Source organism: Nonomuraea sp. NPDC051941, from assembly GCF_044593615.1.
The window spans coordinates 86,601-109,314 of the sequence record NZ_JBIUCF010000019.1; the positions used below are offsets into that span (position 1 = coordinate 86,601).

Below are 22,714 nucleotides of genomic sequence, written 5' to 3' on the forward strand. Positions count from 1 at the left end.
TCACTCTTTCCCCGCTGCGGCGTCAGCGAGCGCGTTGGCGCCACCGACGATCTCGCTGATTTCCTGGGTGATCTCGGCCTGGCGAGCCTGGTTCATCTGCTGGGTGAGCACCCGCATCAGCTCGTTGGCGTTGTCTGTCGCGGACTTCATCGCGCGCCGCCGCGCGGCCTCCTCGGAGGCCGCAGACTGCAGCAACGCCGTGAAGATGCGCGACTCCACGTAACGCGGCAGGAGCGACTCCAGCACGTCGGCAGCGGTCGGCTCGAACTCGAAGTACGGCGGGATCGCGGTCGTCTCCGTCGCCTCGGTCTCCTCGACCTCCAGCGGCAGAACACGCTTGACCACGACGTTCTGGGTCAGCATCGAGACGAACTCGGTCGAGACGATGTGGATCTCGTCGATCCCGTTCTCGTCCTTGAACGAGTCGATCAGCGTCTGCGCGATCCCCTTGGCGTCGGCGTAGGACGGGTTCCTGGAGAAGCCGACCCACTGCCCGCCCATGTCGCGGCCGCGGAAGGAGTGCCAGGTGACACCCTTGCGCCCGGTGACGAACGGGACCACGGTCAGGCCGCGGGTCTCCAGCAGCCCGCGCAGGGCCTCGGCCTCGCGCAGCACGTTGGCGTTGAAGCCGCCGCAGAAACCGCTGTCGCTGGTGACGATGAGGACGCCCGCCTTGGTGGGGTTCTCCTTCGCCACGGTCAGCGGATGGTCGACGCTGGCCGCGTTGCTGACGACGCCGGTGACGGCGCGAGTGATCTCACGCTCGTACGGCAGCGCCGCCTGCATCCGCAGCTGCGCCTTCACGATCCGCGAGGAGGCGATGAGCTCCTGGGCGCGCGTGATCTTCGCGGTCGACTTGACCGAGCTGATCCGCCGCCGCAGCAGCCTTAGCTGGGCACCCATGTCCTACTTCTTCTCCGCCGGACGGACGACCTTCTTGATCTTCTCCTGGCCGACCTCTTCGGCGCCCAGCGGCGCCACCGGCTCGTCCTTGACCAGCAGCTCGCCCGACGAGGTGGTGAAGCTCTTCTTGAAGTCCGTGACAGCGTCCTTCAGAGCGGTCACCGTGTCGTCGGACAGGTCCCTGGTCTCACGGATGGTGTCGAAGATGCCCTTGTGCGAGGCCTGGATGAAGTCCAGGAACTCCGACTCGAAGCGACGGACGTCCTCGATCGGCACGTCGTCCAGCTCGCCCGTGGTGCCCGCCCAGATCGAGGCCACCTCGCGCTCCAGCGAGAACGGGCTGTACTGGGGCTGCTTGAGCAGCTCGACCAGCCGCTGACCGCGCTCCAGCTGAGCCTTGGACGCGGCGTCCAGGTCGGAGGCGAAGGCCGCGAAGGCCTCCAGGTCACGGTACTGCGACAGCGACAGACGCAGCGTGCCCGCGACCTTGCGCATGGCCTTGGCCTGCGCGGAGCCGCCGACTCGGGAGACCGAGACGCCGACGTTGATGGCGGGCCGCACACCGGCGTTGAACAGGTCGGTCTCGAGGAAGACCTGGCCGTCGGTGATGGAGATGACGTTGGTCGGGATGAACGCCGAGACGTCGTTGCCCTTGGTCTCGATGACCGGCAGGCCGGTCATGGAGCCGGCACCCATGTCGTCGGAGAGCTTGGCGCAGCGCTCCAGCAGACGGGAGTGGAGGTAGAAGACGTCGCCGGGGAAGGCCTCACGGCCCGGCGGGCGGCGCAGCAGCAGGGAGACGGCGCGGTACGCGTCCGCCTGCTTGGTCAGGTCGTCGAAGACGATCAGGACGTGCTTGCCCTGGTACATCCAGTGCTGACCGATCGCCGAGCCGGCGTAGGGCGCGATGTACTTGTAACCAGCGGGGTCGGAGGCGGGAGCGGCGACGATGGTGGTGTACTCCATCGCGCCGGCCTCCTCCAGCCGAGCGCGCACCTGCGCGATGGTCGAGCCCTTCTGGCCGACCGCGACGTAGACGCAGCGGACCTGCTTGGTGGGGTCACCGGAGGCCCAGTTTTCGCGCTGGTTGAGGATGGTGTCGACGGCGATCGCGGTCTTGCCGGTGCCACGGTCACCGATGATCAGCTGGCGCTGACCACGGCCGATCGCGGTCATGGCGTCGATCGCCTTGATGCCGGTCGCCAGCGACTCCTTCACGGGCTGCCGCTGGACGACGGTGGGGGCCTGAAGCTCGAGGGCGCGAACGGCCTCGGCCTCGATGGCGCCCTTGCCGTCGAGCGGGATGCCCAGGGGGTCGACCACGCGGCCGAGGAAGTTGTCGCCGACGGGCACGGACAGGACCTCGCCCGTCCGGCGGACCGTCTGGCCTTCCTCGATCTTGCTGAAGTCGCCCAGGATAACGACACCGATCTCGCGGGTGTCGAGGTTAAGCGCCAGGCCGCGCGTGCCGTCCTCGAACTCGAGCAGTTCGTTCGCCATCGCCGAGGGAAGGCCGGAGACATGGGCAATGCCGTCGCCGGCGTCGACGACGGTCCCGATCTCCTCGCGCGCGGCGCCTTCCGGTTCGTACGCCTGGACGAAGCGCTCAAGCGCGTCCCGGATCTCGTCCGGCCGGATCGTAAGCTCCGCCATCTCTACTCTGTCTCCCTATTCGCCTAGCCGGCCAACCGGCGGCGGACTTCTTCGATTCGTCCCACAATGGTGGTGTCGATGATCTCGTCGCCGATGCGGACCGAGAACCCACCGAGCACTCGCTTGTCCACCTCGACGTTCAGGTGCACGTCACGGCCGTAGGAGGCGCTCAACCACGCCGTGAGGCGCTGCTTCTGCGCCTCGGTCAGCTCGACCGCGCTACGTACCACCGCCACGAGGCGCTGGCGCTGCTGGGCCACGAGCTGGATGAACTCCTCCAGGCCCGACTCCAGGCTACGCCCACGCGGGTGCACCGCGACCTGCTTGAGCAGGCGCAGGCTGGTCGGCGCGACCTTCCTGCCGATCAGGTCGCCGAGCAGTTGCTCCTTGCCCGCCTCCGGCGCGGCCTGGTCGGCCAGCGCGCGGCGCAGGTCGGGGTTGGCGGCGACGATGCGGCCGAAGCGGAAGAGCTCGTCCTCCACGTCGTCGAGCCTGGACTGGCTCTCCGCCTCCGCGGCCGCGGCGACGACGCCGAGCCGCTCGATCGCGTCGGCCAGGTCACCGGCCCGCGACCACCGGACCGAGACCGCGGCCTCGGTCGTGGCGATCGCGGCCTCGCTGACCTTGCCCGCGAGCAGCGCGCGCACGGTGGCCGCCTTCTGCTCGCCGGGCCTGGCCGGGTCGGACAGCGCCCGGCGCAGGCCGTGTTCGCGGTCGAGCAGATCCGCGATCGCGAACAGCTCGTCGGAGAGCGTCCCGAGGTCGGCACTACCGGCGACCGCGTTGAACCGCTCCTCGACCTCTGCCAGCGACGTCCTGCTCAGACCTCGCATTAGCGCACCGCCTGCGGCGTGGACTCGAGCTCGTCGAGGAACCGGTCGACGATGCGGCTCTGCCGGACCTCGTCCTCGAGGGACTCGCCGACGATGCGGCCGGCCAGATCGGTCGACAGACGGCCGATCTCGGTGCGGAGCTGGGCGAAGGCCGCCTGGCGGTCCGCCTCGATCTGCGCGTGCGCGGCCTCGACGAGGCGGCGGGCCTCGGCCTGCGCCTCCTCACGGAGCTCGGCCTTGATCTGCGCGGCCTGCTCGCGAGCTTCCTCGCGCAGCCGGGCCGCCTCGTGCCTGGCCTCGGCCAGCTGGTCGCGGTACTGCTGCTGCAGGGCCTGCGCCTCGGCCTGGGCCTCCTCGGCTCTCTTGATGCCACCCTCGATGGCGTCGGTGCGCTCGCCCAGCGTCTTCTGGATACGCGGGACGAGGATCTTGCCGACGACGACGAGGACGACGAGGAACGAGAAGATGCCGACGACGAGCTCGAAAGTGTGCGGAATGAGCGGGTTAGCGCCCTCTTCCGCCGCGAGGAGCGTAGCTGCCTTAGTCATGGTTGCAGCCTTTCGTCAGGGGTTTCTTCTGGCCTTAGATGTTCGCGAAGATGAACGGCGCGACCAGACCGAGCAGGGCGAGGGCCTCGGTGAGAACGAAGCCGAGGAGCATGTTCTGGCGAATCAGGCCGTAAGCCTCGGGCTGACGCGCGATGGCCTGCACGCCCTGACCGAAGATGATGCCGACGCCGATGCCGGGGCCGATGGCGGCGAGACCGTAACCGATGGCGGTGACGTTGCCGGAGACCTCAGCGAGAACGCTCATTGCTGTATTCCTTTACTGGACGGCCGGTGAAGCGGAGTCTCACCGGTCATGGATATTCCGGTACGTGGATCTCAGTGCTCTGCGTGCAGGGAGCCGCCGATGTACATCGAGGCCAGCATCGCGAAGAGGAACGCCTGCAGGAACTGGATGAACATCTCGAAGGCCGTGAAGATGATGGTCATGACCACGCCGATCACGCCCACCCCGGCGCCGAGCGGCGTCAGCTTCTCGAACAGGAACCAGAAGCCGACCATGCTGAAGAATGCCAGCAGCATGTGACCGGCGAACATGTTCGCGAAGAGTCGGACCGCGTGCGTGAACGGCGCGATGATCAGGTTCGACAGGAACTCGATCGGCGAGAGCAGCAGGTAGATCGGCTTGGGCAGTCCCGGCGGGAACATCAGGTTCTTGAAGTAGCCGATCGGGCCCTGGTGCTTCATGCCCAGGTAGACCTTGAGCACGTAGATCGAGCCCGCGAGGACGATCGGGAAGGCGATGTGCGAGGCCACCGGGAACTGGAGAATCGGGATGACGCCCATGATGTTCCAGATGAAGACCAGGAAGAACAGCGTCAGCAGCAGGCCCATCCACCGGTCGGCGTCCTTGCCCAGGAAGGGCCGGGCGACCTGGTCGCGGACGAACATGTAGCCGTACTCGGCGACGTTCTGCACACCCCTCGGGACGATCTTGGGGTTGGCGAAGGCGGCCCAGCAGAAGCCGATCACCAGGACCGCGCTGAGGATGGCGAGAAGAACCGGCTTGGTGAACCAGTCGACCCCGGGAATGATCGGGGTAAAGGAGTTGAACAGCTCGTCAGGCGTTGGGGCCCGGAACTGGTCTTCAGGAGGAGCGAGGACCGTCAGCGCAATCACGCGGCGTTCCCTTCAACGTCGTAGTGTGGATCACAAGGGTTTTCCTCAGCGAAGCGATCTACTGCCGTATGGGCTAGCGACCGAACTTCCGGTATGCCAGGTAGCCACCGAGCACCAGCCCCAGGACGATGCCTATGGGGAAGAACGCGGACATGTCCAACCACCGGTCCAGCAACCAGCCGGCGCCTCCGTAGATAGCCATCCCGGCGATCAAGTAGCTCGGGACTGACCACATGGCGTCGGCGAAGTCGCGACCGTCCTTTTCGGGTCGGCGTTCGTGTGCGCTCATCGCGGCCTTGACGATAGCAGGCAAGTAGCGGACTAGTCATATCGGACCCCGCCCGTTTTACCTGCCGTCATGAATCGCCCTTCCCCGGGACCCCGGCTTCGGGGTCGACATAGAGGATCTTGGTCTTCATGAAGGCACGTACTTCGAAGCCGGTCCAGACAAGGGTGCAGACCACGACGGTCCAGGCGAACGCCTGGGTGTTCCAGGCCGTGGTGTCGCGGAACGAGGCCAGCACCACCATGATGGCGACGACCTTGACGAGGTAGCTGACCATCGCCGCGATCGCCATCATCTGGGGGGAGACCCGAGCGGCATAGGACACCGCTACCACGCTGATGCTGAAGAAAACCCCGACGAGCAAGGTGCCGATCGCGGCGCCCAGCGCTCCCTTGCCGCCAACCGTCAGGAGCGACACAGCCACGGCGACCACCCCAACCGCGAAGGTCGGAATCGCGGCGCTCTTGAGTACGCGCACGTCGTTGGCCTGCATCGGTGCTCCATCAACAAGTTATCAAGCGAGCGTTTGCTACCTCCAGAACCGGTGGGTCTGGAGTCCCTGCTCGTGAAAGATATCACAAGCTCACGGAAGACCGCTTTTACCTGCCGTTTCTAGTTCGCGATCAAGAACGGCTCGGAAAGGCAGGAATGACCGGTTTACCCTCGGCGCTCGCGCGAGCGCCGTCCGAAGGCGGCGCCTGTCTCCTGACCTGGGGGTCCTCGGGCAGGATCGGCGGCATCGGCCCCGTGGGAGGCCCGTCGTCGTCGGGGTTGTCGTCGCGTGGCGCCGCGTGCGCCCCGCCCCTGCCCCGCCAGCGCGGCAGGGCCATCAGCACCAGGACGGCCAGGGCGAGCACGATGACCGCGGGGAAGAGCAGGACGGGCACGCCGACCCTGGACATGCCGACGATGCCGAACGAGAACAGGAACGTCCAGGCGTACATGATGAGCACCGAACGCCGGTGCGAGTGGCCGATGTCCATCAGCCGGTGGTGCAGGTGACCGCGGTCGGGCGCGAACGGCGACAGGCCCTGCGACGTGCGCCGCACGACGGCGGTGATCAGGTCGATGAGCGGCAGCACCAGCACCGCCGCGGGGACGAGCAGCGGCAGCAGCACGGGGAACTTGTTCATCTCCACGATGGCCGACGTGTCCACCGGCGTCACCGTGACGATGGAGGATGCGAGCACGAGCCCGATCAGCATGGCGCCCGTGTCGCCCATGAAGATTTTCGCCGGGTGGAAGTTGTGCGGCAGGAAGCCCAGGCAGGCGCCGATGAGGACGGCGGCGATGGCGGCCGTCGCGGTGATGTTGCTGCCGGTGATGTCCTGGCTGATGATGATCGAGTAGGCCCAGGTGGCCATGCCCGCGATGCACACGATCCCGGCGGCCAGGCCGTCGAGCCCGTCGACGAAGTTGACCGCGTTGATGGTCACGACCACGACCAGGATGGTGATGATCGTGCTGAGCGTGTAGTCGAGGCTGGTCGAGCCGCCCCAGCTCTCCGGCAGCGGGATCGAGGTCAGCCGCATGTCGAAGAAGACCAGCACCCCGGCCGCCGCGATCTGGCCGGCGAGCTTGATGAGGGCGTCCATCCCCCACCAGTCGTCGAGGAAGCCGGTGAACGTGATGAGCCCGCCCGCGATGATCAGCGCGGGCACCGGATTGGCGCCCGTACCGGCCAGAGCCTCGCCCGAATGGGTCAGCTGACCGGCCAGCAGCAGCCCCACGACCAGGCCGCCGTACATGGCCAGGCCGCCCAGCCTGGGCGTCGGCGTGGTGTGCACGTCGCGATCGCGAATCTCCGGCATGGCGCCGATGCGAATGGCGAAGCGGCGCACCAACGGGACCAGCAGATAGGTCACCGCCGCGGCGATGAGCGCCATGAACAGGTATTCGCGCACGGACCTAGTTTCCCGGATCCTCCGGCCCACTGGGACCGGAAAACGACACAGACCAGCTTAATATTCGCTGAGATATGGCTGATGGATGGCCAGAAGGGCCGAGACTCTCTCCCGAACCTCCCCAGCGTCGGCCGGATGTCGCACCGCCCGGGTCACCAACGTCCCGACCTCCTTCAATTCCTGGGGCCCCATGCCCTGGGTGGTCACACACGGCGTGCCGACGCGGATCCCCGACGTGATCGACGGGGGCTCGGGATCGTACGGGATCACGTTCCGGTTGAGCGTGATGCCGGCCGCCGCGCACCTGCGCTCCGCCTCGGCGCCCGACACGTTGAGATCCCGCAGGTCGATCAGCGCCAGATGGGTGTCCGTACCGCCGGACACGGGCCGCATCCCCTGCCCGGCCAGCGCCTCCGTCAGCGCCCGCGCGTTCGCGACCACCTGCCTGGTGTAATCGGCGAACTCCGGGCGCATCGCCTCCGCGAACGCCACCGCCTTGGCCGCCACCACGTGCATCAACGGCCCGCCCTGAATGAACGGGAACACCGCCCGGTCGATCTTCCCGGCCAGCTCCTCCGTGCACAGGATGGCCCCGCCGCGCGGCCCGCGCAGCGCCTTGTGAGTGGTGAATGTCACGACGTCCGCGTACGGCACCGCCGACGGGATCGCGCCGCCGGCCATCAACCCGATCGGGTGCGCCACGTCGGCCATCAGCCACGCGCCCACCTCGTCCGCGATGCCGCGGAAGACCGAGAAGTCGATCAGCCTGGGGTACGCCGTGGCGCCGCACACGATGAGCTTCGGCTGATGCCGCAGGGCCAGATCCCGGACCTCGTCGTAGTCGATGAGTTCGGTGTCACGCCGCACGCCGTACGACACGACGTCGAACCATCTTCCCGAGAAATTCACCTTGGAGCCGTGGGTGAGATGGCCGCCGTGCGAGAGCGCCATGGCCAGCATGGTGTCGCCGGGTTGCAGGAGGGCGGCGTAGGCGGCCAGGTTCGCGGAGGCGCCGGAATGGGGCTGCACGTTGGCGTGCTCCGCCCCGAACAGCTCACGCGCCCGCTCGATCGCCAGCCGTTCGGCCCGGTCCACCACCTCGCACCCGCCGTAGTAGCGCCGTCCGGGGTAGCCCTCGGCGTACTTGTTGGTGAGGGTGGAACCGAGGGCGGCGAGGACGGCGGGCGAGGTGAAGTTCTCACTCGCGATCAGCTGGATCCCGCCGCGCACTCGCTCCAGTTCGTCGAGCAGCACCTGTGCGAGCTCCGGGTCCTGCCTCTGCAGCAACCCGAAGTCGGGACCGTAATAGGGTTCCCCACCCATTTCCCCACTGTACGACCTAATGTCCGTTTCTCCCAGACATGCCCCTCCCCCACCCCTCACCGGCAACCCACCGCGCCGCCCCGCAGGCCGCTCCCGCAGCCCGCTCCCCTGAAGCGGCTCCCTCAGCCCGGCGCCCCATAAGCTGCTCCCTCAGGCCGCGGCCCCAAACCCTTCCTCAGCCTGCCGCCCACGCTCTTTTCTCAGCCCGCGCCCTCAAGCCGCTCCCCCGGCCCGCGCTCGTCTGAAACGACCCCTCAAGCCGCACTTTTCCCTGCTGTCCCTCAAGCGGGTTCGCGCCACTGCGCCATAAGCGGCCATCTCCCCTGCCCCTCAAACAGCACTCTGAGCCGCTTCCCCCAGAGGACGCTCGGCCGTTTCCCGCAAAGGGCACGGCGGGCCGCTTCCCCTCAAGGGACCTCCCGGGCACCTCCCTCGAAAGGACCTCAGCCGGGCAGCGGGCTACTGGAACGCATGCGGCGCGTTGGCCGTCGTGGGGATCCACCTGGGCGTGTCCGCCGCCTCGTCGCTGATGGCGGTCAGCACGGAGTGGCGGTAGACGGCCAGCCGGGTGCGCCATTCGCGGATGTCCTGGACATAACGCTCGCCCACCGGCGCGTCCCACGTCTGAGGGCTCTTGGCCAGGCCGTACGCCTTGTCCAGCGCCGTTCTGAGCGTCTCCAGCTGGGGCAGGACGGTGTTCCAGGCCAGGACGAGGCGCTGGTAGTCGGGGTTGAACTCCCAGGCCCTCTGAGGGCTGTCCAGGGCTCCTGAGGGGGAGGCGGGCGGGGTCTCGTCGCGCTCCCTGGGCCTGGGCGCCGGCGGGTCGACGTACATCACGCGCTCCTTTCCGGCGTACCGGGGTCGATGTCGCCGGGCGGGCCGTCGGGCCGGATATCCCTGGGCGCCCACTCGCCCTTGCCGTACTCGCCGGGCGGAACCTCTACGGAGGGCATGTCGAGGGGCTGGATCTCGCGGTGGTGATCCATGACCGTCCGCAGGGCGTCCAGGCTGGGTGGGGAGACGTCCACGGAGACGACGTCGCTGCCGTCGTTGGCCCAAACGTTGATGTCGGATGCGGCGGGGGAAGCGGCTTCCGTCCCGTATGCGATCTGCACCTGGACCGAGGGATTGGTCGGCGGGATCGCAACGGGCGCCCCTTGGCCTCGCGTCCCCTGATCACCGGTCGCCGGGCTATCGCCTCTCCCCAGCCCTCCCTGCTCCCCCGCCCCTTGACCACCCTGGCCACCCTGGCCGCCCTGGCCGTAGGTTCCCTGGTCGCCCGTTCCTCGGCTTTGGTCGCCGGTCCCTCGGTCACCCGTCGGCTGGTCACCGCCCGTCCGCTGACCCGCGTCACCGCCTGAGGGCTGATCCGGCGTCGTGTCCTTGGCACCCGGCGTGGTGTCCGTGCCTCCAGGCGTGGTGTGCGAGCCGCCGTGCCTGTTGTCCGTGCCGCCGTGCCTGTTGTCCGTGCCGCCAGGCGTCGTATCCGTGCCGCCGGGTGTGGTGTCCGTGCCACGGGGGGTGTCTGCGCCGCCGGGTGTGGTGTCCGTGCCGCCTGAGGTGCAGGCGTCGTTCGCGCCCGCGGTGGGAGCGGTGCCGTCCGTGGGGGTGGTGTCGTAGCCGGAGGTGTCCGCTAATCCCGGCATGTCCAGTGGCGGAATTTCCCGGTGGTGTCCCACCACCGTCTTCAGCGCGTCCAGGTTGGGCGGATCGGTGTTGACGGAGACCACGTCGCTGCCGTCGTTCGCCCAGGCGTTGACGTTCGCGGCGGTGGTGCTGTCGGCGGAAACCTTCGGCATGTCCGCCGGTTGCACCTTGTCGGCATTCTCGAGGAGGTCTTCCAACTGCTCGGCCGTGGGCGGGTCGATGGGTATCTGCAGGACCTTTACGCCGTCCACTTCCACGATGTGCGGCTTGGTCGGATCCTGCTGGTCCTTGGCCGGAGTGTTGACCGCACCGCCGTCCGCCTCGGCGCCGCGGTCGCGCCTGCTGCCCACATCGTCGTCCTTGGGCTGGTCTACGGGCTGATCTCCGGTCTTACCGTCGCCTCCGGTGTCCTGGCCGGTCCCAGTGTCCTTGGCACCGTCGCATGTCTTCCCATCGGCGTCGGAATCCGACTTGCCGTCGGCGCCGGTCTTGCCGTCCGAGTCCGACTTCCCGTCAGCACCCGTCTTGCCGTCGGAATCCGACTTCCCATCGGCACCCGTCTTGCCGTCCGAATCCGACTTCCCATCGGCACCCGTCTTGCCGTCCGAATCCGACTTCCCATCGGCACCCGTCTTGCCGTCCGAATCCGACTTCCCGTCAGCACCGGTCTTGCCGTCGGAATCCGACTTCCCATCGGCACCCGTCTTCCCGTCCGAGTCCGACTTCGCGTCGTCGTCCTTCGACGGGGGCTCGTCGGCGCGTGGGTTGTCGTACTTGTCCCGATCCCCCCGCACCTGCTTGGGATCGTCGTCCTCAGTAGCCCCCGCCCCCATCCGGGGCGGTTCGACGCGCTTCTCCAGCACCCCGAGCCGGACGTTGACGTCCTTGACCATCCCATCGACGGCGTCCGCGACCTGGGCCGGGCGGTGGGTGGTCTGGGCGGACAGCCCGGCGCGGTGCATGGCGGCCCTGACCTGGTCCTCGACCGTACGCATCTGCGTGGCCGCGTGTTTCACCTCGGTCAGCAGGTCACGGACCAGCTTGGGATCCATGCCGTCGAACTTGCCCATGGGCCACTCCCGGACGTAATCGCCGCTCCGGGCCTCACCGTAGTGTCGGCCGGAGCGCGATCGCAGCCGGGATAAGCAGACGGTATGGCGTCAGTCGTCGGTGGCGACGTATCCGATGATGCCGCGCAGCTTCTCCACCGGGATCGCCCCGCGCCGCAGCAGCCGGGGCACGGCGGTGGTGAGGTCGATGATGGTGGAGGGCGTGTTGTCGGTGGTCTTGCCGCCGTCGAGATAGACCTCGATCGAGTCGCCGAGCTGCTCCTGGGCCTCCTCCGCCGTGGTGGCGGCGGGGGCGCCGGAGCGGTTGGCGCTGGAGACGGCCATGGGCCCGGTCTCCTTGAGCAGGTCGAGCGCGACCGGGTGGAGCGGCATGCGGACGGCCACCGTCCCCTTGGTCTCCCCCAGGTCCCAGGAAAGGGCCCTGTTGGCCTTGCAGACGAGCGTGAGCGGCCCGGGCCAGAAGGCGTCTATCAGGTCCTGCCCGTACGGCCCGAGGTCGTCTATGAGCGCTGTGGCGGCTCTGACGGTGCCCACGAGCACGGGCGGCGGCATCTCGCGGCCCCGGCCCTTGGCGTCGAGCAGTGCCGTGACCGCCGCCGGCGTGAACGCGTCGGCGCCGATGCCGTAGACGGTGTCGGTCGGCAGCACCACGAGCTCGCCGCGCCGCACGGCGGCCGCGGCCTCCATCACGCCCACGGTCCGCTGCTCCAGGTCGGAGCAGTCAAAGCGTCTGGCCATCGGTCCTGTCACCTCGCTCGCATGGATCCTAGTCCTGGCCCAGCCGGGCCGTGACGAAGCGGTCCCTTCTGGTGAGGTCCTGGCGAAGGCGCACGTCGCGCCAGCCGTTGTCCTCGGGGAACGTCAGATAGACCGCCCTGCCCTGCTGGTCGGCGTGCTCGACGACCACCCAGCCGCCGGGCCGCAACAGGCGGCGGGCCGTGCGCTCGACCGCGCGCACCTCGCCGAGCCCGTCCTCGCCGGAGCCGTACAGCGCCCTGGTGGGATCGTAGTCGCGCACCTCGGGGTCGCGCGGGATCGCGCCGGGCGGGATGTAGGGCGGGTTGGAGATGACCAGGTCGACCTTGCCGTTGAGCTCGGGCAGCGCCTCGGCCAGGTCTTCGGGGTGCAGGTGGGTGCGGCCCTGGCCGAGCTCGGAGATGTTGCGCTTGGCCCACGTGTACGCCCCGGGGTCGACCTCCACGGCGTGGACCTCGGCCAAGGCCACCTCCTGGGCGATCGACAGCGCGATCGCGCCCGAGCCGGTGCCGAGATCGACGACGAGCGGGGCGGTCACGTCCATCGCGCGCAGCGTCTCGATGGCCCAGCCCGCCACCACCTCGGTCTCGGGCCGCGGCACGAACACGCCGGGCCCGACCGACAGCTCGAGGTAGCGGAAGTAGGCGTGGCCGGTGATGTGCTGCAGCGGCTCGCGGGCCTCGCGCCTGGCCACGCCCTCCCAGAACAGCGCGTCGAAGTCGGAGTCCTTGACCGTGTGGAGCTCGCTCCTGCGCACGCCGTGGACGAACGCCGCGATCTCCTCAGCGTCGGTGCGCGGTGAGGGAACACCTGCCTCGGCCAGCCGGGCGGTGGCGAGGGCGATCTCGTCCAGCAGAAATGTCATGAGTGTTGTGCGAGCTTCTCCGCCAACTCGGCGTCGATGAGGGCCTGGGTGACGGCGTTGAGCTCACCGTCGAGAACCTGGTCGAGGTTATACGCCTTGAAGCCGACCCGGTGGTCGGAGATGCGGTTTTCCGGGAAGTTGTAGGTGCGTACGCGCTCGGAGCGGTCGACCGTGCGGACCTGCGACTTGCGCTCGGCCTGCGCGGCGGCCTCGGCCTGCTCCTGCGCGATGACCAGCAGCCGGGCCCGCAGGATGCGCAGGGCCGACTCCTTGTTCTGGAGCTGGCTCTTCTCGTTCTGGCACGAGACGACCACGCCGGTGGGCAGGTGGGTGATGCGGACCGCCGAGTCGGTGGTGTTGACGCTCTGGCCGCCGGGGCCGCTGGAGCGGTAGACGTCGATGCGCAGGTCGTTGGGGTCGATCTGGACGTCGACGTCCTCGGCCTCGGGGTAGACGAGCACGCCCGCGGCGCTGGTGTGGATGCGGCCCTGCGACTCGGTGACGGGCACCCGCTGCACGCGGTGGACGCCGCCCTCGTACTTGAGCCTGGACCACACGCCCTCGTCGCCCTTGGCCTTGATGCCGACCGTGACGTCCTTGTAGCCGCCCAGGTCGGAGGGCTGGCTGTCGATGACCTCGGTCTTCCAGCCGAGCCGCTCGGCGTATCTCAGGTACATCCGCAGCAGGTCGCCCGCGAACAGCGCGGACTCCTCGCCGCCCTCGCCCGCCTTGATCTCCATGATGATGTCCTTGTCATCGTTGGGATCGCGCGGGATGAGCAGGTGCCTGAGCTTCTCCTCGAGCTGGGGGATGCGCTCCTCCAGCTCGGCCGCCTCGGCCGCGAACGCCTCGTCCTCACCGGCCAGCTCCTTGGCGGCGGTCAGGTCGTCGCGCGTCGAGTCGAGCTCGCGGTACGTCGTGACGATCGGCGTGAGCTGCGAATAACGCCTGCCGAGGGTGCGGGCCTTGTTCTGGTCAGCGTGCACGGCGGGATCGGCGAGCTGCAACTCCAGCTCGGAATACTCCTTGAGCAACTCGTCGAGGTTCACCGTGTGTCCTTAGTCTTGGGGCTTACACCAGCAACGCCGGCCCAGCGCACGCGCGTGCGTCCGGGCCGGCGTCGGTGAAGCTACTTGCCCGTGGCCTTCTTGCCGAAGCGCTTCTCGAAGCGGGCCACCCGGCCGCCGGTGTCGAGGATCTTCTGCTTGCCCGTGTAGAACGGGTGGCAGGCCGAGCACACGTCGGCGTGGATGACGCCGTTCTTGGCGGTGCTACGGGTGGTGAACGTGTTGCCGCAGGAGCAGCTCACCTGCGTCACGTTGTAGTCAGGGTGGATGTCGCGCTTCATCGCTGTCCTTTCGGGGTGCGGCCGCCGGGTCGCCTTCACGCACGGCGTGAACCGGAACCGCTAAATGGTCAGCTACCAGTGTGCCAGATCGTCCAACCATCCCAGGCCATCGCGCATTCCCGTCAGCGCCCCAGATAGGTGAGTACGGCCAGCACACGGCGATGATCCTCGGGCGCCGGCCCCAGGGCCAGCTTGGCGAAGATACCGGAAATATGCTTCTCCACCGCGCCTTCCGTGACGACCAGCCGGGCGGCGATGGCGGTGTTGGAGCGGCCCTCGGCCATCAGGGCCAGCACCTCGCGCTCGCGGGGGGACAACGAGTCGAGCGGGGCGCCCCGGCGCTGGCGGCTCAGCAGCTGCACGACGACCTCGGGATCGATGACCGTGCCGCCGGCCGCCACCTGCCGCACCGTCTCCAGGAACTCGGCCACGTCCGCCACCCGCTCCTTCAGCAGATAGCCGACGGCCCTGCCGATGAGGTCGCCGGCATAGCGCTCCTCGACGTACTGCGACAGGACCAGGATCGGGAAGTCCGGCCTGGCCACGCGCACCTGCAGCGCCGCCCGCAGGCCCTCGTCGGTGTGCGTCGGCGGCATGCGTACGTCGACGATGGCCAGGTCGGGCTCGTGCTCCAGGACCGCGGACACCAGCGCGGGCCCGTCGGAGACGGCCGCGACGGTCTCGATGCCGCCGTCGGCGAGCAGGCGCGCGAGCCCCTCGCGCAGGAGTACGGAGTCCTCGGCGATGACCACGCGCATGGCCACATGACTACAGTGGACAGCGTTCAGCTGTCCACTGCAGGCCGCGGTATGCGCCTACCACTCGCAGGGCAGCTCCGCACGCACGAGAGTGGGCCCGCCCACGGGGCTGTGCAGGACGAGCACGCCGTCGATGGTGGCCGCCCGGTCGGCCAGCCCCGACAGGCCGCCGCCCGGGCAGACGACGGCCCCGCCGATGCCGTCGTCCCAGACGTCCACGACCACGCCTCGATGGTCCCTGAGCACCGTCACCGACGCCTCGGTGGCGCCGGAGTGCTTGGCCATGTTGGTCAGGCTCTCGGCCACGATGAAGTACGCGATGCTCTCGACCGCGGCGGGCGGCCGCTCCCGCAGCTCGACGGAGACGTCCACGCGGATGGGCGCCCGCGCGGCCAGCCCCGACAGCGCCGCGTCCAGGCCGCGGTCGCTCAGGATGGCCGGGTGGATCCCTCTGGCCAGGTTGCGCAGCTCGGCGATGGCAGCCTTGGTGCCTGCGTGGGCCTGCGCGATGAGCATCCTGGCCTCCTCGGGCTCGCTGTCGAACTTCGACTGCGCCCGCCCCAGGTCCACCGCCACCGACAGCAGCCGCTGCTGCGCGCCGTCGTGCAGGTCGCGCTCGATCCGGCGCCGCTCCGCCTCGGCCGCGTCGATCCCCCTGGCCCTGCTGGCTCTCAGCCGCTCCTCCTGGCTGCCGCCGAGCAGCACCGTCGCCAGCGTCCCGTGCAGCCAGGCCATCCCGCGTACGAGGTACGCCGCGAGCACGAACACCAGCATCCCGAAGACCATGGCGACGACGGCTCCCGGCCAGCTGTCGATGGTCAGCTCCGTGTAGACGTCCGCCACCGCCCACAGCGCCATCAGGACGGGCTGGATGATCAGCACCACCGCCGTGAACCACAGCACGACCGACACGGCGGTCTCGACCAGGCCGAGCGGGAGCAGCATCAGCAGGTAACCCAGGTCCTGCCAGGTGGCCGCGTCCCCCAGCAGCCAGCGGAGATGCGCGCCCAGCCCGCGTTCGGGCCTGGCCCGGTACGGGTCGGCGATCTTCACGCCGAACGCCGCGTACATCAGCCGCCTCTCCAGCATCGCCCCGCCGCGCCACATCAGCACCGTGGCCATCATCAGCGGCACGCCGACCCAGACGACGGTGAGCGTGAGCGACGTGGGCACGGAGACGGACAGCGCGACGAACCAGCCGATCCCGGTCACCCCCGTGATCAGCAGGTACGGCGCCGCCCGCCACGTCATGGGGTCCACCACGACCCCCAGCGGCCCCTTGGCCCCGAACGGCACCCGATCCTTCAACGCGGCTGATCGCATGCCTTCAGCCTGCACGCGCGAGAGGCCGCCGTGAATCCGGATGGCAACCGGCGTAGGGGTAGGGCTACCCCCACCTACCGAGCCGGCGCGCGAAAGGGGCGGCACGGGGCCGGACCCCATGCCGCCCCTCTCAGTGAGCCGCTAGTCGCGGTCGTTGCTCACCGTGGTCTTCTGGACCTGCAGGAGGAACTCCGCGTTGGACTTGGTCTCCTTCATCTTCTCCAGGAGCAGCTCGAGCGCCTGCTGCATGTCGAGCGCGTGCAGCACCCGGCGCAGCTTCCAGACGATCTGGAGCTCGTCCTTGCCCATGAGGATCTCTTCCTTACGCGTGCCGGACGCGTCCACGTCCACCGCGGGGAAGATGCGCTTGTCGGCCAGGGAGCGGTTGAGCTTGAGCTCGGCGTTGCCGGTGCCCTTGAACTCCTCGAAGATGACCTCGTCCATCTTGGACCCGGTCTCGACCAGGGCCGTGGCGAGGATCGTCAGCGAGCCGCCGTTCTCGATGTTGCGGGCGGCGCCGAAGAAGCGCTTGGGCGGGTAGAGCGCCGTGGAGTCGACACCACCCGACAGGATGCGCCCGGACGCCGGGGCCGCCAGGTTGTAGGCGCGGCCGAGGCGGGTGATCGAGTCGAGCAGGACGACCACGTCGTGGCCCAGCTCCACCAGGCGCTTGGCCCGCTCGATGGCGAGCTCGGCGACCGTGGTGTGGTCTTCGGCCGGACGGTCGAAGGTCGAGTGGATGACCTCGCCCTTGACCGACCGCTGCATGTCGGTGACCTCTTCGGGCCGCTCGTCCACGAGCACGACCATCAGGTGGCACTCGGGGTTGTTGCGGGTGATCGCGTTGGCGATGGCCTGCAGCACCATCGTCTTACCGGCCTTGGGCGGCGAGACGATGAGGCCGCGCTGGCCCTTGCCGATCGGCGAGACGAGGTCGATGATCCGCGTGGTGAGGATGTTCGGCTCGGTCTCGAGGCGCAGGCGCTCCTGCGGGTAGAGCGGCGTCAGCTTGTTGAAGTCAGGCCGGTTGCGGGCCTGGTCCGGGTCCATGCCGTTGACGGTGTCGAGGCGGACCAGGGCGTTGAACTTCTCGCGCCGCTCGCCGTCGCGGGGCTGCCTGACGGCGCCGGTGATGACGTCGCCCTTGCGCAGGCCGTTGCGGCGGATCTGGGCGAGCGAGACGTAGACGTCGTTGCTGCCCGGCAGGTAGCCGCTGGTCCTGACGAACGCGTAGTTGTCGAGGATGTCGAGGATGCCGGCGATCGGGATGAGCACGTCGTCTTCACCGACGACGGGCTCGCTGCCCTCGAAGCGGTCACGGCCGCGGCCGCGGTTGCGCTCCCTGAAGCGGCCCCGGCGACCGCGCCCGCGATCGTCGTCGTCGCTGCCCCCGCCGCGCTGGTCGCCGCGCTGGTCGCCGCGCTGGTCGCTCCGGCCCGCGTCGGCGGCGCGCTCGCGCTGCTCGCCGCGGCCACCGTCACGTCCACCGTCGCGTCCACCGTCACGGCCGAGGTCACGACCGCTGTCGCGCCCGCTGTCACGGCCGAGGTCACGGCCGAGGTCACGGCCACTGTCGCGCCCGCCGTCACGGCTGTCACGGCTGTCACGGCCGCCGTCGCGGCTGCTCTCGACACGACCGCCCTCACCGCGGTCGCTGCCGGAGCGGTCGCCCCGCTCGCGGCGCTCACCGCGGCTGCGGCGCTCGCGACGGCTCTCGCCGCGCTCGGCGCGCGTGTCGCTCTGGCCGCTCTCCACGGCCTGGGCCTGCGGCTCCGCGACCGGCTCGGCCGGCGCGGCGGCCGCGACGGGCTCGGGGGCCACGGCGACGGGCTCCGCCGGCTGCGCGACGGGCTGGGCCGCGGGCTCCTCGGTGGTCTTGGCGCGGGAACGTTCCCTGCGCGTACGGGTGGGCCGCTCAGCGGCCGGGGCGGCGTCAGCCGCGGCGGCGGCGGGCGCCTCGGTGGCCGCGGCGGGAGCCGAAGCCGCCTCGCCGGAGCCGCCACCCTGCTTCTCCTGGATGGCCGCGATCAGCTGGCTCTTCCGCATGCGCCCGGTCCCGCTGATGCCCAGCTCCGCTGCCATCTTCTGCAGCTCGGGCAGCACCTTGGCGGACAGGCCGGTGCCGGAGCGACGCGCACGGGTGGTCTTCGCCGGTGCGCGGGTGGGGGTGTCGCCGGACGCCGGCTCTGCGCCTGATGCGTCGGAGAGGAGTTCGGTGGTGTCGCTCAACTAAAAGGTCCTTCCCAGGGGTCGGGCGCCGGTTTCGTTCTGCCGGGCGTCCCGGAGGTGCTTGCGATCCGGCGGGACAGACCGGGTCGGGGTGCACTCTGCGATCTTCGGCTGTCGCTGTGGACGGCCGCCACTCTTGGGGAGAGGCTCGTCCAAGCCGCCACAGGGCCGTGGCGCGTGGCTGACACCCCCCAGATTGCTGTCGCCAACCAGATGTCGATGTGATTCGAACGCGCAGATCCCCGTCGTCGCCGCCTCGTTTCGAGCCAACCGGGTGTGGGCCAACCGGAGGCAACGGAGTCCGGGGAGACAGCCGCGCTGCTCACGCCTCGCGACGTGAAACATGATGCAGCGATGTGTGGCTGACAAGCACGCACCCACCAAGGGGGCATCTGGTGCGGCTACCAGCCTAACATCACCAGCGCACACGGCTATTCCCTGAAGGTCTAAAGAGGCATCAGCGTGTCTCGGGGAACTGAACGTTCGCACCAACCGGGTCGACGTCCATTTGCTGGATGTGCCAGTCATTACCCACTTCTGGCGCGATCAAATCCTGCGTATCCGATGTCGAAAACGCAAGGACCGTGGGACCCGCTCCCGAAACGACGGCGGGCACGCCCACTGCACGGAGACGTTCTACCAGATTCGCGGTGTCCTGCATCGCAGGCGCGCGGTAATGCTGATGGAGTCGATCTTCGGTGGCGGCGAGCAGCAGCCCGGGCTCCGGTTGCCGGGTCAGCGCCGCGATCAGCAGCGCAGCCCTGCCGGCGTTGAACGATGCGTCCTTGTGGGGCACGTCCTTCGGCAGCAGCCCCCGTGCGGTCTCCGTGGCCAGCCGGGTGACAGGAACGACCACGACCGGGCGGATCCGCTCGTCAGGAGCCAGTTTCACCATATGCGGCGCCCCGGAGTGGTCGTACCAGGCCACGGTCAGTCCGCCGGCCAGACAGGGGGCCACGTTGTCGGGATGGCCCTCGATCTCCGTGGCCAGCGCGAAAACGTCGTCGTCCGAAAATCGCCCGCGCTCAGAAAGTTGTTCGCCCTCAGCCAAAGCGCGGGCCGCCAGGATGCCCGCGCAAAGGGCGGCCGACGAGGATCCCAGCCCGCGCGCGTGCGGAATCCTGTTACGGCAGTGCAGGCGGATCCCGCTGGGCTGCGTGATCCCCATGCGATCGAAGGTGGCCCGCATCGCCTTGACGACCAGGTGACCTTCTCCGAGATCCAGCTCACCCGCGCCCTCGCCCTCGACGGTGACGCGAACCCCGGCCTCGTCGGTGAGCGCGGCCTCGACGTCGTCGTACAGGCTCAGCGCCAGCCCGAGCGCGTCGAATCCGGGACCCAGGTTCGCCGAGGTGGCGGGCACGCGAATCTCAACGGTCCGCACATGAACTCCCTGTCAGGCGAGGTTGAGCGCCGCCGCGGCGGCGTGGACGTCGATGGGGATGACGACGGGCGCGGGCGCGCCCGAGATCGCCCAGTCGGGGTCCTTCAGCCCGTTGCCGGTGACGGTGCAGACGATGCGCCGGCCCGGGTCGACGAGCCCCTGCGAGTGGGCCTGGAGAAGCCCCGCGACGCTGGCGGCCGAGGCCAGCTCCACGAACACGCCCTCCTCCTGCGCCAGCAGCTTGTACGCCGCCGCGATCTGCCGGTCGGTCACCGCCTGGATGACGCCGCCCGACTCGTCGCGCGCCGCGGTGGCCAGCGACCAGGAGGCCGGGTTGCCGATGCGGATGGCGGTGGCGATCGTGTGCGGATGGGACACGGGAGCGCCCTGGACGATCGGCGCCGCCCCGCTGGCCTGGAAGCCGAACATGCGTGGCCGCTTGGTCGACACCCCGTCGGCCGCGTACTCCTGGTAGCCCATCCAGTACGCCGAGATGTTGCCCGCGTTGCCCACCGGGATGCAGTGGATGTCCGGGGCGTCACCCAGCGTGTCGACGATCTCGAACGCCGCCGTCTTCTGGCCCTGCAGCCGGAACGGGTTGACCGAGTTGACCAGCGCGATCGGGTAGCTGGACGACAGCTTGCGGGTCATCTCGAGACAGTCGTCGAACGACCCCTCGACCTGCAGCAGCGTGGCGCCGTGCACGAGCGCCTGGGCCAGCTTGCCCATGGCGATCTTCCCCCGTGGCACCAGCACGGCGCAGGTCAGCCCGGCGCGTACGGCGTAGGCCGCCGCCGACGCCGAGGTGTTGCCGGTGGAGGCGCAGATGACCGCCTTGGCCCCCTCCTCGACCGCCTTGCTGATGGCCATGGTCATGCCGCGGTCCTTGAAGCTGCCCGTCGGGTTGGCTCCCTCGACCTTCAGGTAGACGTCGCACCCCGTCAGCGCCGACAGACGGTTCGCGGGGACCAGCGGCGTGCCACCCTCGAGCAGCGTGATGACAGGCGTCTTCGGAGTGACAGGAAGACGCTCGCGGTATTCCTCGATGAGGCCACGCCACGACCTGCTCATGATGACTCCCTACCTGCGGTGTTGGGCACAGAGTGTACGGGGTGCGGCAGGCCGCCGCGGATCCGCGTCCACCGGCCGGACACATCCATTGGACAGGGGCACTATTCAGGAAATTCTCAGCATCTCCCGATAAGGTCTCGGGGCAGGGGGTCACCACCATGGACGCGCGTCCTGCCTTGACGCAGAACGACTATTCGCCGATCGCGGCGCCGGAGCTCGGCACCTGGTCACCCGCCCTTTCCGTGAGCGTGGTGATACCCGCTCACGGCGGGCAGGACCGGCTCGACCTGACACTCGCGGCGCTGGCGGCGCAGACGTACCCGGACCATCTCATGGAGGTCCTCGTCGTCGACGACGGCAGCGAGCCTCCCATCCTGCTGCCCGAGATCCGGCCCGCCAACACCCGCGTCGTACGGGTGCGCGACGGCTGGGGCATCTCCAACGCCGTCAACACCGGCGCCAAGGCCGCCGACGGCGAGATCATCCAGCGTCTCGACGCCGACATGGTGGCCTGCCGCGAGCACATCGAGGCCCTGGCCCGCTGGCACCACGTGACGGACTATCTCGTCACGATCGGGATGAAGAAGTTCGTGGACGCGCCGCCGGTCACGCCGCGCCAGGTCTTCAGGGCGGGCCATCTGGGAGAGCTGTTCGACCTGGCCGGGGCCGTGTCCAGCTCCACCGAGGCGACGATCGCCAAGACCGACGGGCTGCGCAAGAGCCGCAACCCGTACCACGTGTGCACGGGCCCGACCTTCGCCCTGCCCCGGGAGGTCTTCCACGCCGTGGGCGGTCTCGACCCGAACGTGGCGCGGGGCGAGGACACCGAGTTCTCCTACCGGCTGGCCATGCACGGCGTGGTGTTCGTCCCGGACATGGACGCGCAGGCCGTGCACCTGGGGCTGCCCGCGCAGCACCGCGACAGGGAACGCGCCGTACGGGCTGTGGAGCCGTACCTGGCGCACCGGATCCCGCTGCGCAGGGACCTGCGCAAGGACCGGGGGCGGCGGTGGCTGGTGCCGTACGTGGAGATCGTGCTCGACGTCACGGACACCTCCGAGTCGGTGGTGCGGCAGGCCGTGGCGGCGGCGCTGGACGGCAAGCTGCAGGACGTGGTGGTGACGCTGGTGGGGCCGTGGTCGCGGCTGAACTCCGGGCGCCGGTCCGTCCTGTCGGATCCATGCTTCGAGCTGCGGCTGATGCGTGACCTGTTCGCGCACGACGATCGCATCCGCCTGATCGACGAGGCCGCCCCCACGCCCGCGCCCACGCCGTTCCGCTACCGGGGGCCGGTCGACGTGCCGCTGCACCGGGCGACGCTGGAGCGCATGATCGAGTCGGTGCAGAAGGACCTCACCGGCGTGCTGATCGTCGACCTGCCCGACGGGCGCACGGCCCGGCTGGAGCGCACCTCCGCCCTCGGCCGCGCCGTCCTGCTCGCCGACCCGGGGACCGCCGACGTGGACGACCTCATCGCCACCACCCACGGGGTACGCCACGAGCCGCCGGACCGCTACTGGCCCGTGCCGGCTCCCGCGCGACCCGAACCGGTCACCATCCCCGCCCCGACGTCGGCCGCCGCCCCGGTGACCGTCTCGGTGCCGCCGGAGAACACGCTGCTGCGCCGTCTCAAGTCCGCCCTCCGCCCCAGCTGACCCCCCAGGCACGCGAAGGGG

General features: G+C 69.3%; 22 protein-coding genes. 1 reads left to right on the top strand and 21 read right to left on the bottom strand.

Annotated elements, in window-relative coordinates; genetic code table 11:
* From ACIHFD_RS29960 to thrC, 21 genes are all read right to left on the bottom strand, one after another.
* Complete coding sequence (locus ACIHFD_RS29960) at window positions 1-903, bottom strand: F0F1 ATP synthase subunit gamma (RefSeq protein ID WP_364244773.1); 903 nt, start codon at window positions 901-903, stop codon at window positions 1-3.
* Between the two features lie 3 nt (window positions 904-906).
* Entirely contained in the window at window positions 907-2,556 is a 1,650-nt protein-coding gene (atpA, locus tag ACIHFD_RS29965; protein ID WP_355191420.1) for a F0F1 ATP synthase subunit alpha, read from the bottom strand.
* 23 nt (window positions 2,557-2,579) lie between these two features.
* The gene (locus tag ACIHFD_RS29970; RefSeq protein ID WP_397369726.1) at window positions 2,580-3,389 is read right to left on the bottom strand and encodes a F0F1 ATP synthase subunit delta; all 810 of its coding nucleotides are present in this window, start codon (window positions 3,387-3,389) and stop codon (window positions 2,580-2,582) included.
* Window positions 3,389-3,937 (bottom strand): F0F1 ATP synthase subunit B, encoded by a 549-nt coding sequence (locus ACIHFD_RS29975; RefSeq protein ID WP_397369727.1) that lies wholly within the window; start codon window positions 3,935-3,937, stop codon window positions 3,389-3,391. Before ACIHFD_RS29975 ends, ACIHFD_RS29970 begins: the two co-directional genes overlap by 1 nt.
* Window positions 3,938-3,971: 34 nt before the next feature.
* Window positions 3,972-4,202: an ATP synthase F0 subunit C gene (gene atpE, locus ACIHFD_RS29980; protein WP_344876161.1), complete on the bottom strand. Its 231-nt coding sequence runs from the start codon at window positions 4,200-4,202 to the stop codon at window positions 3,972-3,974.
* A gap of 71 nt (window positions 4,203-4,273) precedes the next feature.
* The gene (gene atpB / locus ACIHFD_RS29985) at window positions 4,274-5,074 is read right to left on the bottom strand and encodes a F0F1 ATP synthase subunit A (protein ID WP_350730018.1); all 801 of its coding nucleotides are present in this window, start codon (window positions 5,072-5,074) and stop codon (window positions 4,274-4,276) included.
* A 73-nt stretch (window positions 5,075-5,147) separates the two neighbouring features.
* The gene (locus ACIHFD_RS29990; protein WP_397369728.1) at window positions 5,148-5,363 is read right to left on the bottom strand and encodes an AtpZ/AtpI family protein; all 216 of its coding nucleotides are present in this window, start codon (window positions 5,361-5,363) and stop codon (window positions 5,148-5,150) included.
* A gap of 67 nt (window positions 5,364-5,430) precedes the next feature.
* Entirely contained in the window at window positions 5,431-5,853 is a 423-nt protein-coding gene (locus tag ACIHFD_RS29995) for a hypothetical protein (RefSeq protein WP_397369729.1), read from the bottom strand.
* Window positions 5,854-5,983: 130 nt separating this feature from the next.
* Complete coding sequence (locus ACIHFD_RS30000) at window positions 5,984-7,264, bottom strand: MraY family glycosyltransferase (RefSeq protein WP_350730014.1); 1,281 nt, start codon at window positions 7,262-7,264, stop codon at window positions 5,984-5,986.
* 57 nt (window positions 7,265-7,321) lie between these two features.
* The gene (glyA, locus tag ACIHFD_RS30005; protein ID WP_350730012.1) at window positions 7,322-8,587 is read right to left on the bottom strand and encodes a serine hydroxymethyltransferase; all 1,266 of its coding nucleotides are present in this window, start codon (window positions 8,585-8,587) and stop codon (window positions 7,322-7,324) included.
* Window positions 8,588-9,046: 459 nt separating this feature from the next.
* Entirely contained in the window at window positions 9,047-9,421 is a 375-nt protein-coding gene (locus ACIHFD_RS30010) for a hypothetical protein (protein ID WP_350730010.1), read from the bottom strand.
* The gene (locus ACIHFD_RS30015) at window positions 9,421-11,304 is read right to left on the bottom strand and encodes a hypothetical protein (protein ID WP_397369730.1); all 1,884 of its coding nucleotides are present in this window, start codon (window positions 11,302-11,304) and stop codon (window positions 9,421-9,423) included. Before ACIHFD_RS30015 ends, ACIHFD_RS30010 begins: the two co-directional genes overlap by 1 nt.
* Before the next feature lie 90 nt (window positions 11,305-11,394).
* On the bottom strand, window positions 11,395-12,042 hold the full coding sequence (locus ACIHFD_RS30020; RefSeq protein WP_355191410.1) for an L-threonylcarbamoyladenylate synthase: 648 nt from the start codon (window positions 12,040-12,042) through the stop codon (window positions 11,395-11,397).
* Window positions 12,043-12,070: 28 nt separating this feature from the next.
* The gene (prmC, locus tag ACIHFD_RS30025; RefSeq protein ID WP_185071361.1) at window positions 12,071-12,925 is read right to left on the bottom strand and encodes a peptide chain release factor N(5)-glutamine methyltransferase; all 855 of its coding nucleotides are present in this window, start codon (window positions 12,923-12,925) and stop codon (window positions 12,071-12,073) included.
* Window positions 12,922-13,974, bottom strand: a complete 1,053-nt coding sequence (gene prfA / locus ACIHFD_RS30030; protein WP_397369731.1) for a peptide chain release factor 1 — start codon at window positions 13,972-13,974, stop codon at window positions 12,922-12,924. Before prfA ends, prmC begins: the two co-directional genes overlap by 4 nt.
* An 80-nt stretch (window positions 13,975-14,054) precedes the next feature.
* Window positions 14,055-14,273, bottom strand: coding sequence for a 50S ribosomal protein L31 (gene rpmE, locus ACIHFD_RS30035; RefSeq protein WP_106248153.1), 219 nt, complete (start codon window positions 14,271-14,273; stop codon window positions 14,055-14,057).
* Between the two features lie 122 nt (window positions 14,274-14,395).
* On the bottom strand, window positions 14,396-15,031 hold the full coding sequence (locus ACIHFD_RS30040) for a response regulator transcription factor (protein WP_185071359.1): 636 nt from the start codon (window positions 15,029-15,031) through the stop codon (window positions 14,396-14,398).
* A gap of 57 nt (window positions 15,032-15,088) precedes the next feature.
* Window positions 15,089-16,354 (bottom strand): sensor histidine kinase, encoded by a 1,266-nt coding sequence (locus ACIHFD_RS30045; protein WP_397369732.1) that lies wholly within the window; start codon window positions 16,352-16,354, stop codon window positions 15,089-15,091.
* 141 nt (window positions 16,355-16,495) lie between these two features.
* The gene (gene rho, locus ACIHFD_RS30050; RefSeq protein ID WP_397369733.1) at window positions 16,496-18,583 is read right to left on the bottom strand and encodes a transcription termination factor Rho; all 2,088 of its coding nucleotides are present in this window, start codon (window positions 18,581-18,583) and stop codon (window positions 16,496-16,498) included.
* 457 nt (window positions 18,584-19,040) lie between these two features.
* Complete coding sequence (thrB, locus tag ACIHFD_RS30055) at window positions 19,041-19,967, bottom strand: homoserine kinase (RefSeq protein ID WP_350730003.1); 927 nt, start codon at window positions 19,965-19,967, stop codon at window positions 19,041-19,043.
* 12 nt (window positions 19,968-19,979) lie between these two features.
* The gene (gene thrC, locus ACIHFD_RS30060; protein WP_350730001.1) at window positions 19,980-21,038 is read right to left on the bottom strand and encodes a threonine synthase; all 1,059 of its coding nucleotides are present in this window, start codon (window positions 21,036-21,038) and stop codon (window positions 19,980-19,982) included.
* Between the two features lie 158 nt (window positions 21,039-21,196).
* On the opposite strand from thrC, the gene ACIHFD_RS30065 reads away from it, so the two are divergent.
* Window positions 21,197-22,693 (top strand): glycosyltransferase, encoded by a 1,497-nt coding sequence (locus ACIHFD_RS30065; RefSeq protein ID WP_397369734.1) that lies wholly within the window; start codon window positions 21,197-21,199, stop codon window positions 22,691-22,693.
* Window positions 22,694-22,714: the final 21 nt, after the last annotated feature.